11 protein-coding genes are annotated in these 15,632 nt (G+C 70.5%); 10 read left to right on the top strand and 1 reads right to left on the bottom strand.

Features of this window, described 5'->3' with window-relative positions; translation table 11 throughout:
• The first annotated feature begins 236 nt into the window (after nt 1-236).
• The gene (gene rph, locus AC3ETA_RS16955) at nt 237-2,834 is read left to right on the top strand and encodes a rifamycin-inactivating phosphotransferase (RefSeq protein ID WP_432193710.1); all 2,598 of its coding nucleotides are present in this window, start codon (nt 237-239) and stop codon (nt 2,832-2,834) included.
• A gap of 77 nt (nt 2,835-2,911) precedes the next feature.
• On the opposite strand, the gene AC3ETA_RS16950 is transcribed toward rph, so the two are convergent.
• Complete coding sequence (locus AC3ETA_RS16950; RefSeq protein WP_432193709.1) at nt 2,912-4,738, bottom strand: coagulation factor 5/8 type domain-containing protein; 1,827 nt, start codon at nt 4,736-4,738, stop codon at nt 2,912-2,914.
• Nucleotides 4,739-4,944: 206 nt separating this feature from the next.
• On the opposite strand from AC3ETA_RS16950, the gene AC3ETA_RS16945 reads away from it, so the two are divergent.
• From AC3ETA_RS16945 to AC3ETA_RS16905, 9 genes are all read left to right on the top strand, one after another.
• Nucleotides 4,945-6,264, top strand: coding sequence for an ABC transporter substrate-binding protein (locus tag AC3ETA_RS16945; RefSeq protein ID WP_432193708.1), 1,320 nt, complete (start codon nt 4,945-4,947; stop codon nt 6,262-6,264).
• Nucleotides 6,265-6,269: 5 nt separating this feature from the next.
• Nucleotides 6,270-7,259, top strand: coding sequence for a carbohydrate ABC transporter permease (locus AC3ETA_RS16940; protein ID WP_432193707.1), 990 nt, complete (start codon nt 6,270-6,272; stop codon nt 7,257-7,259).
• 7 nt (nt 7,260-7,266) lie between these two features.
• Nucleotides 7,267-8,106, top strand: coding sequence for a carbohydrate ABC transporter permease (locus AC3ETA_RS16935; protein WP_432193730.1), 840 nt, complete (start codon nt 7,267-7,269; stop codon nt 8,104-8,106).
• A 29-nt stretch (nt 8,107-8,135) separates the two neighbouring features.
• Nucleotides 8,136-9,500: a GH1 family beta-glucosidase gene (locus tag AC3ETA_RS16930; protein ID WP_432193706.1), complete on the top strand. Its 1,365-nt coding sequence runs from the start codon at nt 8,136-8,138 to the stop codon at nt 9,498-9,500.
• Nucleotides 9,501-10,103: 603 nt separating this feature from the next.
• Nucleotides 10,104-11,525: a serine/threonine-protein kinase gene (locus AC3ETA_RS16925; RefSeq protein WP_432193705.1), complete on the top strand. Its 1,422-nt coding sequence runs from the start codon at nt 10,104-10,106 to the stop codon at nt 11,523-11,525.
• A gap of 54 nt (nt 11,526-11,579) precedes the next feature.
• A complete protein-coding gene (locus tag AC3ETA_RS16920; protein ID WP_432193704.1) occupies nt 11,580-12,146 on the top strand; it encodes a hypothetical protein in 567 nt (188 codons plus the stop codon).
• 65 nt (nt 12,147-12,211) lie between these two features.
• Entirely contained in the window at nt 12,212-14,539 is a 2,328-nt protein-coding gene (locus tag AC3ETA_RS16915; RefSeq protein WP_432193703.1) for a ThiF family adenylyltransferase, read from the top strand.
• 39 nt (nt 14,540-14,578) lie between these two features.
• Nucleotides 14,579-15,280, top strand: a complete 702-nt coding sequence (locus AC3ETA_RS16910) for a hypothetical protein (RefSeq protein WP_432193702.1) — start codon at nt 14,579-14,581, stop codon at nt 15,278-15,280.
• A gap of 123 nt (nt 15,281-15,403) precedes the next feature.
• Complete coding sequence (locus AC3ETA_RS16905; RefSeq protein ID WP_488187211.1) at nt 15,404-15,511, top strand: hypothetical protein; 108 nt, start codon at nt 15,404-15,406, stop codon at nt 15,509-15,511.
• Nucleotides 15,512-15,632 lie beyond the last annotated feature (121 nt).

Genomic DNA, 15,632 nt, shown 5'->3' with positions numbered 1-15,632 from the left:
GGACGGCAAAAGAAAGGGCAAGGAGAACTCTCTCCCTGCCACTCTCAACGTATAGCGCACAGGGGGGCTTGCCACAAGGGCCGGGTCACGGCGCAGAATCGTCGGCCGATGCCGCGTTCCGGCATCGGAAGTGCGGATGAGGCCGTGCCCGACAAGGGGTTCGACAGACTTGGAGGCGCCGGGATCACGTCGGCCATCGCGGCCCGACGGACCGCGGCAGCCCCGGAGGGATCGCGTTGACCGAGCAGTACGTGGTGGGTCTTCAGGAGATCGACGAGACGCAGGTCGCCGTCGTCGGCGGCAAGGGTGCGCATCTGGGCGGGCTGTCGCGGATCGACGGCATTCGCGTGCCGGGCGGCTTCTGCGTGACGACGGACGCCTTCCGGCGGGTCCTGGCGCAGGTGCCGTCGATCGACGACCTGCTCGATCGGCTGTCGCGCTCGGACCCGGACGACCGGGAGGCGATCCGCACGCTCAGCGCGCTGATCCGCCGGGCCGTGGAAGAGACCGCTGTCCCGGACGACCTCGCGGTGGCGATCACCGGCGCGCTCGCCGACCTCGGCGAGGACGCCGCCTGTGCCGTCCGGTCCAGCGCCACGGCGGAGGACCTGCCGACGGCCTCCTTCGCCGGCCAGCAGGACACGTACCTCAACGTCGTGGGGCCGGAGGCGATCCTGAGGCACGTCAGCCGGTGCTGGGCCTCGCTGTTCACCGAGCGGGCCGTGATCTACCGGCAGCGCAACGGCATCGACCATCGCACGGTCCACATGGCCGTGGTCGTGCAGCGGATGGTCCTCCCGCACGCGTCCGGCATCCTGTTCACCGCCGACCCCGTCACGGGCAACCGGAAGGTCGCCACCGTCGACGCCGGCTTCGGCCTGGGCGAGGCCCTGGTCTCCGGCCTGGTGAACCCGGACGTCTTCAAGGTGCGGGACGGCGAGATCGTCGCCAGGACCATCGCCGCCAAACAGCGTGCCGTGCACGCCCTGCCGGCCGGCGGCACGCGCGAGGTGGCGATCGACTCGCGACGGCAGGAGCAGCCGGCGCTGACGGACGCCCAGGCCATGGAACTCGTACATCTCGGGCGGCGGATCGAGGCGCACTTCGGCCGCCCGCAGGACATCGAATGGTGCCTGGCCGACGACGGCTTCCAGATCGTTCAGAGCCGGCCGATCACCACGCTGTTCCCGGTGCCCGAGAGCGGCGACCAGGAGAATCACGTCTACGTCTCCGTCGGCCACGGGCAGATGATGACCGACCCGATGAAGCCACTGGGGCACTCCATGTGGCGGCTGACGGCCATGGTGCCGATGCACGAGGCCGGCGGCAGGCTGTTCGTCGACGTCACCCGGCGCCTGGCCGCGCCCACGAGCCGCGCTGGTCTCCTGGACGTCCTGGGGAAGGGCGATCCGCTGACCAGGGACGCGCTGGAGACCGTCCTCGACCGCGACGGCTTCGTCCCGTCGCTCCCGGACGCCGGCCCCGGCGGGCCCCCGGCCGGCGGCCCGCCCGCCCCGCTCGAGACCGATCCGGCCGTCGTCAGCCGGCTGATCGAGCGCAGCGAGACGTCCGTCGCCGCCCTGGAGCGCGACATCCGGACGAAGACCGGACCGGCGCTCTTCGACTTCCTGATGGAGGCCTTCGAGGAGCACAAGCGGGTCCTCAGCGATCCGTTGAGCATCCAGGCGATCATGGCGGGGATGGAGGCCACGTGGTGGCTCAACGAAAAGCTGCTGGAGTGGCTGGGCGAGAAGAACGCCGCTGACACCCTCACGCTGTCCGCCCCCGGCAACGTCACCTCGGAGATGGGACTCGCGCTGCTCGGCGTCGCGGACGTGATCCGCCCGCATCCGGAGCTGGTGACGTTCCTCCAGGGCGTCGAGGACGACGGCTTCCTCGACGAGTTGGCGAAGCTCCCCGGCGGGACCGGGGCGCGCGACGCCATCGAGGCCTACCTCGACCGGTACGGCATGCGCTGCGTCGGCGAGATCGACATCACGAGGCCACGGTGGCGTGAGCGCCCCACCACGCTCGTGCCCGTGATCCTCGACAACGTCAGGAACTTCGAGCCGGGCGCCGCCGAGCGGCGTTTCGAGCAGGGACGGCGGAAGGCGCGGGAGAAGGAGCGGGACGTGCTGTCCCGCCTGCGGGCCCTGCCGGACGGGGACCTCAAGGCCGCCGAGGCCAAGCGGATGATCGACCGGGTCAGGACCTTCATCGGCTACCGGGAGTATCCGAAGTACGGCATCATCAGCCGCTACTTCGTCTACAAGCGGGCCCTGCTGGCGGAGGCCGAACGCCTGGTGCGGGCGGGCGTGCTGCCCGAGGCGGAGGACGTCTTCTACCTCACCTTCCAGGAGTTCCACGACGCCGTGCGCTCGAACCGGGTGGACGAGCGGCTCGTCCGGCAGCGCAAGGAGGCGTTCCGGTCGTACCACGCGCTCACCCCGCCCCGCGTGCTCACCTCGGAGGGTGACGCCCTCACCGGTGCGTACCGGCGCGACGACGTGCCGGCCGGTGCCCTGGTCGGCCTGCCGGTCTCCGCCGGGACAGTCGAGGGCAGGGCCCGGGTCGTGCTCGACATGGCCGACGCCGATCTCGAAGCGGGCGACATCCTGGTCACGGCCTTCACGGACCCCAGCTGGTCGCCGCTGTTCGTCGGCATCGCGGGCCTGGTGACCGAGGTCGGCGGCCTGATGACCCATGGCGCGGTGATCGCCCGGGAGTACGGCCTGCCCGCCGTCGTGGGCGTGGAGCAGGCCACCCGGCTGATCCGGGACGGACAGTGGATCCGCGTGCACGGAACGGACGGGTTCGTCGAGATCCTGCCCTGAACCGGTGCCCCCGTCAGCCGCTCTCCCCCGAAGCGTCCTTCCGGGGAGAGCGGCCCGTCACCGGGCACGGCGGGTTCTCAGGGGTACGACACCACGGTCGACGGCACCGTCGAAGTCCCGGACGTCGGCGACCCCGTGTCGTTGATCACGCACTCGTACTGACCCTGGCCGCCCAGCGACACGACGAGCAGGTTGTGGAAGCGCACCCCGGACCGCACGGGAGCGGCGAAGCCGTGGTGCTGCACGATCGACGGGTTGACGTTGTAGTAGCAGTAGCTGCCCAGCCCCCAGCCCTCGTGCGCCGTCACGCCGTCGCCGACCTTGTAGGCGGCGTAGCCCTTGATGGAGCCGTTCTGGATGGCGGCCTGGTTCGGGGCGTCGTACGCCTTCTCGTTCTGGAAGAAGATCGTGCGGCCGCGCCGGCCGTTCCACTGGACGTCGTACTTGTTGAAGTGCTCCACGAACAGACCGGTCGCCAGGACGTCGTCGCCGTTGACGACCACGCCGTAGTCGGCCCGGTTGGTCTCCCAGCCGACGCCCTCGCCGTGGTCGGCGCGCCACACCCAGGTGTGGTCGACGATGGTGTGCCGGCTGTTGATCACCATGCTGGTGGTGGCCTTGCCGGCGCCGGCGCCGCCGATGCGGACGAACACGTCCTGGACCGTGGTCGGGTTGGCGGAGTGGTCCCGGGACGCGCCCCGCGGCCCGATCTCCAGCAGCGTCGCGGAGTTGACCGGTCCGGCGTCGACCAGGAACCCGGCCAGGCGGACCCCGTCGACGTCGGCGACCCGCACGGCCGTGACGCCGCCGTCGGGGATCAGGGTCGCGTAGCCGAGGCCGAGGACCACGGTGCCCGCGCGGTTGACCTGGACGGGCCGGTCGAGGTGGTAGATGCCCGGGGTGAGCAGCAGGTGCAGCCCCTCGGCGAGCGCCTGGTTCAGGGTGGCCGCGGAGACGCCGGGCCGGGCGACGTAGAACTGCGACAGCGGCAGCGAGGTGCCTCGCGGGGTGCCGTTGCCCCAGGTCACACCGCGGGCGTTGGTCCGCTTCTCCGGGAGGAAGACCCGGTAGTCGTTGCCCTGGAGGTACAGGAACGGCTTCTCGCGCGAGACCGGAGTGGTGCCGAGCGTGGTGTACGGCGGGTTGGGGAAGCTCTGCGCCGGGGCGCCCTCGACGCCGGAGAACACCATGTTCCACACGCCGTTGAGCCAGCTGCCGATCGCGCTGTCGCGGGTGTACCACTGCTGCTGCGAGTACGGTCCGACCTGGCCGTCGATCCGGCTGTCCGCGATGTAGCCGCCGCTCGCCCAGCCGTAGCCGGTGGGGGAGAGGTTGAGACCGCCGCGGATGTGCATCCGGCGGAACGGGGCCGCCTGCGCGACCGCCCACCGGTTGGTGCCGTTGACCGGGACCAGGGCCAGGTTCTCCGCCGAGCGCCAGAAGTTCTGCGTCGCGTTGCCGTTGAACCAGCCGGCGTCGACCGTGACGTCGCCGTTGATGGTGGTGTCGTCGGGGGACAGGCCGAGGCCCGCGATCGAGGTGTAGAAGCCGAGCTGGGCGTTGAGGCCGTTGTAGGTGCCGGGCTTGAACAGCAGCGCGTAGCGGCCGGTGCCGAACTGCGCGGACTCCTGCCGGCGGAACACCTCGTCGAGCCGGGCCTGGATGCCGGGGGTCGACGGGTCGAAGACGATGACGTTCGGGCCGAGGTCGCCGCCGCCGGGCAGGGCACGCGGCTTCTTGCGCGTCGACGGCGCCGCGGGCCCGGCCGCGGCCGAAGCCGAGGACGGCGCCGCGGCGGCCGGTGTGGCCGCGCCGAGCACGGCCGGTGTGACCACGGCCGCGGCGCCCAGCAGCGTGCGACGGCCGATCGAGGGCGGCCGGGAATCCGGGGAGGAAGCAGACATGGGCGGCTCTCCTTGTTCAGGAAATGAACACGGTGGGGTGTGGGAGCGCTCTCTCGCCGGTGAATGGTTCAGCGGTAAAACGAAGGAGTCAAGACCTTGGACCAGAGTCCGGCGACTGCGTCAAAAGCCTTGACGCGCGCGTTTCTTAGGGCTTAACTCACGCTCTAAATTAAGCAGCAGTACTCCCGGAAGGGACACCTGGAGCCATGCGCACAACGCGAGCCGCGGCCGTAGCTGCCGTCACCATGTCTCTCGCCCTGGCCGCCACGGCCTGCGGAGGCGGTTCGTCCACCGATGGTGGCGGGTCGAACGATTCACCGAAGACCCTCACCTACTGGGCCTCCAACCAGGGCGCCAGCATCGAGGTCGACAAGAAGGTCCTCCAGCCCGAGCTCGACAAGTTCGAGAAGGAGACGGGCATCGAGGTGAAGCTGGAGGTCGTGCCCTGGTCGGACCTGCTCAACCGGATCCTGACCGCGACCACCTCCGGTCAGGGCCCGGACGTCCTCAACATAGGCAACACCTGGAGCGCCTCCCTCCAGGCCACGGGGGCGCTGCTGCCGTGGAACGCCGAGAACTTCGGCAAGATCGGCGGCAAGGACCGGTTCGTCGACTCCGCGCTCGGCTCGACCGGCGCCGAGGGACAGGACCCGGCCGCGGTGCCGCTGTACTCGATGTCGTACGCCCTCTACTACAACAAGAAGATGTTCGCCGACGCGGGCATCTCCAAGCCGCCGGCCACCTGGGAGGAGCTGGTCGCCGACGGCAAGAAGCTGTCCAAGGACGGCAAGTGGGGCCTGGGCGTGGAGGGTTCGAACCCCTCGGAGAACATCCACCACGCCGTCGTCTTCGCCAAGCAGCACGGCGCCGACTTCTTCACCGCCGACGGCAAGCCCGACTTCACCTCCGACAAGGCGGTCGAGGGCGTCAAGCAGTTCGTCGACCTGATGGCCAAGGACAAGATCATCGCGCCCGGCAACGCCGAGTACGCGCAGAACCAGTCCGTCAGCGACTTCGCCAAGGGCAGGACGGCGATGCTGCTGTGGCAGTCCGCCTCCGCCAACCTCAAGTCGCAGGGCATGAGCGAGGACGCCTACGGCATCGCGCCGGTGCCGGTGCAGTCCGGCACCCCGGGCTCCGACACCAGCGTCAACTCCATGGTCATGGGCATCAACCTGGCCGTCTTCAAGAACACCGACAACCTCGACGGTGCCACGAAGTTCGTGAAGTTCATGACCAGCGACGACGAGCAGAAGATCCTCAACGAGGCCTACAGCTCGATCCCGCCGGTCAAGGGCGCGCAGTCGGACGAGTCCTTCAACACCCCCGCGAACGCGGTCCTCAAGGACACCCTCGCCAAGAGCGCCATCGCGGCACCGCAGGTCGCCGACGAGTCCCAGTTCGAGACAGCCGTCGGTACGGCCATCAAGGAGCTGTGGGCCGACGCCGCCGCCGGACGCCCGGTGACCACGGACTCGGTGAAGGCGGCGCTGGAGAAGGCCCAGCAGCAGATGCCGACGAAGTGAGCACGATGACGACCACGGTTCCCGCCAAGGCCGAGGTGCGTCAGAGCTCCCCCGGGACGGCGGACGGCCCCCGCCGCCGTCCCGGGCGGATCCGCCGCATCGGCCTGCCCTATCTGCTGCTCCTGCCCGCCCTGCTCCTGGAACTCCTCGTTCATCTGGTGCCGATGGTGATCGGCGTCCTGATGAGCTTCAAGGAGCTCACGCAGTTCTACATCCGTGACTGGACCACCGCGCCCTGGAACGGCATCGACAACTACCGGATGTCGGTGGACTTCAACGCCCCCGTCGGCCAGGCGCTGCTCCACTCGTTCCTGGTCACGCTCGCCTTCACCCTGCTGTCGGTCGGCCTGTGCTGGCTGATCGGCACGGCCGCCGCGATCTACCTGCAGGACACCTTCCGCGGCCGGGGTCTGCTGCGCGCCCTGTTCCTGGTGCCGTACGCGCTGCCCGTCTACACGGCAGTGATCACCTGGGTGTTCATGTTCCAGCACGACAACGGCCTGGTGAACCACGTCCTGCACGACCAGCTCGGCATCACCGACAAGCCCTCCTTCTGGCTCATCGGCGACAACAGCTTCATCGCGCTGCTGACGGTGTCGGTGTGGAAGGGCTGGCCGTTCGCCTTCCTCATCGTCATGGCCGGCCTCCAGAACATCCCGAAGGAGCTGTACGAGGCCGCGGCCCTCGACGGCGCCGGCATGTGGCAGCAGATCCGCCGGATCACCCTGCCGTCGCTGAGCCCGGTCAACCAGGTCCTCGTCCTGGTGCTGTTCCTGTGGACGTTCAACGACTTCAACACGCCGTACGTCCTGTTCGGCAAGACCGCGCCACAGGCCGGGGACCTCATCTCCGTGCACATCTATCAAGCCAGCTTCGTCACCTGGAACTTCGGCACCGGTTCCGCGATGAGCGTACTCCTGCTGCTGTTCCTGCTCGTGGTGACGGGCGTGTACCTCGTCCTCACCTCGCGCGGACGGAGGACCAAGAATGCGTAACTCGCCCATGGCACCGCCGCGTTCCTTCCTGTGGTCCCGGCGGATCTTCCTCACCCTGCTCACCGGCTTCGTCCTGGTCCCCGTCTATGTGATGGTCTCCAGCTCGCTCAAGCCGCTGGCGGACGTCTCGGGCCAGTTCCGCTGGCTGCCCAGCGGGCTGACGATCCGCCCGTACATCGACATCTGGTCGACGGTGCCGCTCGCGAGGTACTTCCTGAACTCGCTGATCGTGGCGGGCGCGGCGACGGTGTGCTCGGTGGTGATCGCGGTGTTCGCCGCCTACGCCGTCAGCCGCTACAACTTCCGCGGCAAGCGGGTCTTCACCGTCACCGTCCTGTCGACGCAGATGTTCCCCGGCATCCTCTTCCTGCTCCCGCTGTTCCTCATCTACGTCAACATCGGCAACGCCACCGGCATCGCCCTGTTCGGCTCGCGCGGCGGCCTGATCCTGACGTATCTGACCTTCTCGCTGCCGTTCTCGATCTGGATGCTGATCGGGTACTTCGACTCGGTGCCGCGCGATCTGGACGAGGCGGCGTTGGTCGACGGCTGCGGCCAGCTCGGCGCGCTGTTCCGGGTGGTCGTGCCGGCCGCGATCCCGGGCATCGTCGCGGTCGCCGTCTACGCCTTCATGACCGCCTGGGGCGAAGTGCTCTTCGCGTCGGTCATGACCAACGACACCACCCGCACCCTCGCCGTCGGCCTCCAGGGCTACTCCACGCTCAACGACGTGTACTGGAACCAGATCATGGCCGCCTCGCTCGTCGTCAGCGTGCCCGTGGTGGCGGGCTTCCTGCTGCTCCAGCGCTATCTGGTCGCCGGCCTGACCGCGGGTGCCGTCAAGTGATCCACACCCCCCGTTCCGAGAGGATTTCTGTGTCCGACCGCATCGACCTCGCCGCACTCCCGAACGACTTCCTGTGGGGCACCGCCACAGCGGCGTACCAGATCGAGGGAGCCGTGGCGGAGGACGGCCGTTCCCCGTCGATCTGGGACACCTTCTCGCACACCCCCGGAAAGATCGACAACGGCGACAACGGCGACGTCGCCTGCGACCACTACCACCGCTGGCGCGAGGACATCGGCCTGATGCGCCGGCTCGGCACGAACGCCTACCGGTTGTCGGTCGCCTGGCCGCGCGTCGTGCCGGGCGGGGACGGCCCGGTGAACGCCAAGGGCCTCGCCTTCTACGACGAGTTGGTCGACGGTCTGCTGGAGGCGGGCATCGCCCCCTCCGTCACCCTGTACCACTGGGATCTGCCGCAGGCGCTGCAGGACCGGGGCGGCTGGCCCGAGCGGGCGACCGCCGAGCACTTCGCCGAGTACGCCTCCGTGGTCGCCGCCCGGCTCGGCGACCGGGTCACCCAGTTCGCCACCCTCAACGAGCCCTCCTGCTCGGCCTGGATCGGCCATCTGGAGGGCAAGATGGCGCCCGGTCTGACCGACCTCACGGCCGCCGTCCGCGCCTCCTACCACCTCCTGCTCGGCCACGGCCTCGCGACACAGGCGATCCGCGCCGCCGCGCCCGGTGCCGACGTCGGCATCGTCAACAACCTGTCGACGGTCTACGCGGCCGGCGACCGCCCCGAGGACGAGGCCGCCGCCCGCCGCCAGGACGGCCACGTCAACCGCTGGTGGCTCGACCCGGTGCACGGCCGCGGCTTCCCGGCCGACATGGTCGAGACCTACGGCGTCGAACTCCCCGAGCGGGCCGGCGACCTGGAGACGATCGCGGCCCCGCTGGACTGGCTCGGCCTGAACTACTACTTCCCGGCCCACGTCGTCGACGACCCCGAGGGCCCGGCGCCCTACGCCCGCGCCGTCCGCCGCCCGGACGTGCCGCGCACCGGCATGGACTGGGAGATCGACCCGAGCGGCATCGAGACGCTGCTGCTGCGGCTGACCGAGGAGTACGAGCCGCGCAAGATCTACGTCACCGAGAACGGCTCCGCGTTCCCGGACGTCGTACGCCCCGACGGCACGATCGACGACCCCGAGCGCCAGGACTACCTGGTCCGGCACCTGGCGGCCTGTGCCTCCGCCGTCCGCAAGGGCGTCCCGCTGGCCGGGTACTACGCCTGGTCGCTGCTCGACAACTTCGAGTGGGCGTACGGCTATGCCAAGCGCTTCGGCCTGGTCCACGTCGACTACGAGACCCAGGTCCGCACGATCAAGGGCACCGGTCACCGGTACGCGGACATCGTCCGCGAGCACGGGGCGGGGGCCAAGCGGGCGGCCTGACCCGGCCGCGGTGGGCGTGGGAGCCGGAGCCCATGCCCACCGCACCTCCAGTACTCTGGCACCAGCTCCTCGAACTGTCATGAACGCAACATCATCGACACTCAGGAGAGCCGCACGCACAGCCGCATCCCCTGCACCCTTCTGGCCGGCCTCGCGATCCGCATCGACCTCGGCGCCTACGTCATCCTCAACCTCGCCCTCGGCGGCATCTACCCGGTCGGCTGGAACAAGGTCACCACTCCGTACCGGGGCCTGCCCCAGTCCAATGTCGACCGCATCGCGGCCGGCGGCGTCCAGGCGGAGGTGGACTGGGTGAGGGTCGGCCGGAAGGGCTGACACGGACGCACCGGGCCCCGAGTCCCCTGGAGAGGATCCTGGAGGGGAGGACTCGGGGCCCTTCCGTGCCGCTGGATCAACTCCGCGGCAGTTCGGCCTCGTTCGCCTCGCTCATCACCTTCTAGAGTGAAATATCAGACGAACGGATGGTCATTCATCTAACAGCGTGTCACAGTGCCCTTCACGCCAATTCGTCGGGGGGCGAGATTGCGGGTACCGAGCACGGAACCGGCCAGGTATGAGTTCTGCGAACGGCTTTCCGGGGGGATGGCCGAGGTCTGGAAGGCACGGGACCTCCTGCTGAACCGCACCGTGGTGATCAAGCGGCTGCAGGTGCGCACGCCCAGTGACGCGCTCGCCCAGCGCTTCGTCCGCGAGGCCAAGGTCCTCGCCGCCGTCGACGACCCCCGCATCGTCAAGATCTACGACGTCGACGTGGAACGCTCCGGGCAGGGGTACTGCCTCTACCTGGTCACCCAGTTCCTCGACGGCCTGACCCTCCAGCAGTACCTCGCCGCGCGACCCCGGCCCTCCGTCGGCGAAGTGGTCTCGCTGGTTCGGCAGTTGTGCGAGGCGGTCGCCCAGGTCCACGCCCGGGACCTGGTGCACCGCGATCTCAAGCCTGCCAATCTCATGCTGTGCCCGGTCACCGGCGCCTCGCCGGGCGGCCCGCAGTCCCGGCTGGTCCTGATCGACTTCGGTATCTCCCGCGCCCTCTCTTCCAGGGAGTCCGTCTCCGCCGAGGCCGGGCTCACCAGGCCCGGCTACTTCGTGGGCACGCCCGCCTACACGCCGCCGGAGCTGTTCATCGGCGGCGTGCCCAGTGTCGCGTCCGACCTCTACTCCATCGGCTGCATCCTCTTCGAGGCGCTCGCCGGCCGGGGACTCTTCTGCGAGGCGGCCGAGTTCACCGACTACTGGAACGCCCATCAGCAGGCAGCCGTGCCGTCCCTGCGCATCGAGCGGCCCGACGTCCCGGCCCCGCTCGACGATCTGGTCCGGGACCTGCTCGCCAAGTCCCCGTCCCACCGCCCCACCGGAACGGCCGAGGTACTCGCCCGCCTCGACGCGATCGCCCCCACCGGTGCCGCGCCCCGCCGATGGCCACGCCGGCCCGCCGCGGACCGGGGCTCGGCCGTGCGGCGGATCGAGGCAGCCTTCCAGCACGCCATGTCCGTGCCGGCCCCGCACGCGCGCGCCGACCGGCTGGAGGCGGTCCTGGAGGACGCCGCCGTGAGCCTGTCCGCCGACCACCGGGTCACCTGGCTGATCGCGCTGAACCTGGGCCGGGCCCTGCAGGAGGCCGGGCGGCCCGAGCAGGCGGTGTCGCTGCTGACGATCCTGCGCAGCCGGCTGACGACGCGGCTGCCCGCCGGAGACCCGGTCGCCGTTCTGTGCCGGCTCAACCTCGCGCGCTACACCGGCGAGTGCGGGCGCCCCGCGGAGGCGGCGGCTCAGCTGGGCGACCTGCTCGCGGCGGTGGCGGGCGGGATCGGCCCGGACGACCCCTCCCTGCTCGAGGCGCGCTTCGACCAGGCGCACTGGAGCTACGCCGCGGGCGACGTCGCAGCCGCGCGGAGGCTGTTCGAGGCGCTGCTCGCCGACCATGTCACGCTCTTCGGCCCCGACGGTGACGACACCAGGAACCTGCGCAGCTGCCTGGCGGGATACCCGGCCCTGACGGCCTGACCACTGCACCACCTCACCACCACTCCATCACTTCGAGCAGAAGGCGACCCGCTCGTGGCAGACATGTACGACCTCAACGCCATCCGCGACAGCTTCTTCGCGAGTCAGCGGCGCCACACCGAGGCGCCCACCGTCCCCGACCAGCAGGTGTACGTCGACCGCACCGGCCGCGTCCGTCTGGGCACCGGCACCGACGAGGACGCACCCCTGTCCAAGGTCCCGCACGGCACCTTCGCGGCCCTGTCCCCGGCCCAGCGCCTCGCCGAGGAACGGCGCGCCGCCGCGCGCAAGCTGCCTCCGAACGCCTACTACGAGGACAGCCCCGGCGCCGAGGGCTGGGTCTACAGCGTCACGACCGAATTCGGGAACACCTACGTGATGTGCGCGGCGTTCAACGGCACGCAGTACGACGTACGGCTCCTGGATCCCCCGATGGAGAGCGTCCCCAGGCTCGACCAGCACGGCAACCACCTGTACAGGAGCGGCAAGATCTGCCTGAGCAGCAGCACCGGTGGCGGCATGCCCGACCTGGAGAGCGCGTACTCGCGTTCGGCCGTCTGGGCGCTCGGCGTCGACTTCGTGCAGATGGGGCATTCGTTCCCCTTCAACCACAACCAGTGACCCCACCGGCTCCCGTCCGCCGGAGTCCGCCCGTGCCCTGCCCGATCCGCTGAGGAGACCCCGGCATGCTGTCTGTCCGCATCTTCGACTTCGTCCTCGACGCGCTGGACGGCACCCTCGGAGCCGTGCAGCCCGAGCAGGGAGGCGCCCTGCTCGGACTGCGCGGCCAGGACGTGGTGACCTCGTTCATCCACGACCCCACCGCCCGAGTGACCCGCGTCGAGTACCAGAACTCGCCCTGGCTGCTCGAGGAGATCACCCGGCGGGAGCAGGCCGGCGCGGAGCGGTTCAAGGGCATCGTGCATTCCCATCCTGCCCGCACACCCCAGCCCTCCGGCCAGGACCGCTACGAGTTCGCCACCGCGCTGGAGACCAATCCCCAACTCGGCCGGTACATCGCGCCGATCGTCACGCACGACGCCCTCAGTGCGCTCGCGCAGCACGAGCTGCGCACCGGCCGGGGCGCCCGGATCTCCTTCTTCTGCGGCACGTTCAACGGCCCCCGGTTCGCCCTGGAGCGGATGCGCCCGGTCGTCGTCCCGCTGCGCGCATCCGTGGAACGCGCCGGACTGCCGTTCTCCGAGAGTTCGGTGCAGGTCCTCGACGACGTCCACGGGGTGAGCGTGTCCCTGCCGGAGGAACTGTTCGGGCCGGGCCGCCACCTCTTTGTGACGGCACACTTCCCCTTCACCGCACCCGTCATGTACGACCTCGACAGTCTCGGCGGAGCCGTGGTGCGGGCGCTGCCGTGGAACCTCGCGGCCTCGCCCGTCGACCGCCTCGCCCTTGCGCTGGAGTCGGCGTCCAGCACCGTGGGCGGGCCGCCGCCGGCCGAGGGTCGCCAGGTGAACGGCACGGCGAGGACGCCCCGGACCCCGGGGGACGGGGACACCCTGGCCCGGGGCGTCGACCGTCTCCTGGCCGCCGAGGGGGCCGCACAGCAGACCGGCCCGGAGCCCGTGCCCTCTCCGGCGGCACCGGAGCCCGGCACGACGCGTACATCCGACACCCTGCCGGTGACCGGAACCGGCGGGTCCTTGTCCGGTACCGGCGGCCCTGTCTCCGGCACCGGCGGGCTTGCATCTGATACCCGCGGCTCCTTGCCCGACGATTCCGGGTCCGTGCCTGGCACCGGCGGGTCCGTATCCGCCCCGGGCGGGCCCGTGTCCGGCACCGGCGAGCCTGCATCGGGGACCGGCGGGTCCGTGTCCGGTACCGGCGGGCATGCGTCCGGTACCCGCGGGGCCGTGAGCGGCGACGGCGGGTCCGTGTCCGGACGCGGACCGGGACCGGGAGCCGCGGGGTCCGTCCCCGGCGCACGGCCGGCACCGGGAACCTCGGGATCCGTGGCACCCACGGGTCCGGCACGGCACGCCGAACCGGGTGTGCTGCGTCGGATCGGCGCGTGGTTCGGTCTTACCGGCCGCGCCTCCCTCGGACAGGCGCTGTTCGCCCGCACCGGCGGCCTCCTGTCACCGGCCCTGGCCGGCCGCCATGTCCTGCTGGTGGGCGCGGGATCGGTCGGCTCCTATCTCGCCGACGTGCTGGTGAGGTCCGGCGTGGGCCGGCTGACCGTGGTGGACCCCGACCGGGTGGAGGCCGCCAACATCGGCCGTTCCCTGTTCATCGCGCACGACATCGGCACCCCGAAGGCCAAGGCCTCGGTGCGTCATCTGCGCAATGTGCACCCCGGTGTGAAGGCCCGGGCCTGGCGGGCGAGCGTCGCCGACATCCCGCCCAAGCGGTGGAGGAAGCTGCTGCCGCACGTCGACCTGGTCATCGCCGCGACCGACGACAACGCCGCCCAGCAGCGCCTGAACCACCTCGCCTACTGGTTTGGCACACCCGCTGTGTTCGTGGGGCTCTACCAGGGCGCGGCCGGCGGCGAGGTCGTCTTCTCCAAGCCGCCGCTGCCCTGCTGGGCGTGCTCGACCGGTGGCGTCCGCGAGTCCCTGGGAGGCCTCGGGATGCGGCCGGACACCGACTACGACACCGGCCGCAGCTTCGCGGTGCCCGGCCTGTTGCCCGACATCCAGCACGTCGCCTCGTCCGGCGCGAAGATCGCCCTGGCGCTGCTGCACGGCGACGAGCGCGACCGGATCACCTGTTTCCTCGCGAAGCCCCTGGAGGAGCAGTTGTCCATGGTGCTGATGGCGATGGAACCGGACCACTGGCTCTTCCCGAAGGTCATGGGAGAGGTACCCGGCCAGCACGCCTTCCAGAGCATCTGGGTCCGCACCGGGCGGCGCCCCGACTGCCCGGTCTGCGGTGAGGAGTCCCGCCGCGTCGACCCGCTGGAGTACCACAGCGCAGCGAAGGACTCGGCGACGACGGAGCAGATGCAGCAGGCACTGCGCGCCCGCCGCGCGGTCTCCAGCCCCGGCTCCCACTAGCCCCTTCGATCGAACGAACGACATGGAGTACCCGCGAACATGGGAGACGAGCAGCTCAGACGCATGCGCGAGGCACGCCTGAAGCGTCTGGCGGAGAAGGGAACCGGCTCCGAGGTGCCGCGCTCGAGCCCCGCACCGAAACCTCGGCCGACCGTGCACCACCAGCCCGCGGCGAACCCCCGGCCCGCACCACCGCGCCCCGTGCGCCGGCCCGTCCGGACTCCGGCGGCGCGCCCCGCCCCGAGGCCGCGCCCGCAGACGGCGCGTAGCGGAGCGCCCGCGCCCGGCACCCCCCGGTTCGGCTCGGGCGAACCCAGCCGTCTCGGCCACGCCGCCGCCCTCAGCGCGTTGCTGTGGACGGTTCTGCTGACTTCGGGCTGGCAGCTGCCGTTCGAACTCGCCGCCGAGGTCCCGGTGTCCTGGGCGCTGCCCACGGAGCTGGCTCTGCGGGAGGAGGCCGCACCCTGGTTCCCCGACCTCTTCCGCTACACGCTCTCCAGCGGGCCGGCCGCGGACAAGCACTGGCTCTACCCGGCGCTCGCGGTCGCCGCCGCCTTCGTGCTGCGGTGGACCCGGTCGCTGCCTGCGGCCCTGCACGCCCTGCTGGGCTGGTCGGCCGCCCTCTACGGCGCCGCCGCGCTGACGGCCCTGGGCCCGTGGGCCCTCCGGTCATGGCCCGTCACGGCGGCCGTGCTCATCGTGTCCCTGCTGGTGCTGTTCCGGCAGCCGCCGAAACGATGAGCTCACGGCGGCCATCGAGCTCTGTCGAGGTTGGAAGCCGGGGCCGTGTCACATCAGGTGTATGCGACGTTGGCCGTGCCGGGTCTGTAGCAGACCGAGGAGTATGCGCGAGCCGTGTTCGCGATGCGGCGCCCCCTCTTGGACGAGGAGGCGGTGGAGCATCGCGTGGCAGCCCGCATGGTAGGTCGAACCGCGCCTCGGCATCGAGAAGGCCGACGAGTGGTTCGGTGACAGAAGGGACGGATAGGGGGCGAGGACCGTGTCCCACCTGTTCCTGATGACCGCCCATCGTGCCGCACTACTCGGCAACGGCCGGTGCGACGCGTGAGGTGCGTCGACTCAGCAGTCCCGG

Source organism: Streptomyces sp. bgisy027 (genome assembly GCF_057710365.1).
The sequence above is the reverse complement of the archived record's forward strand: the minus strand, read 5'-3'. Positions and strand labels throughout refer to the sequence as shown.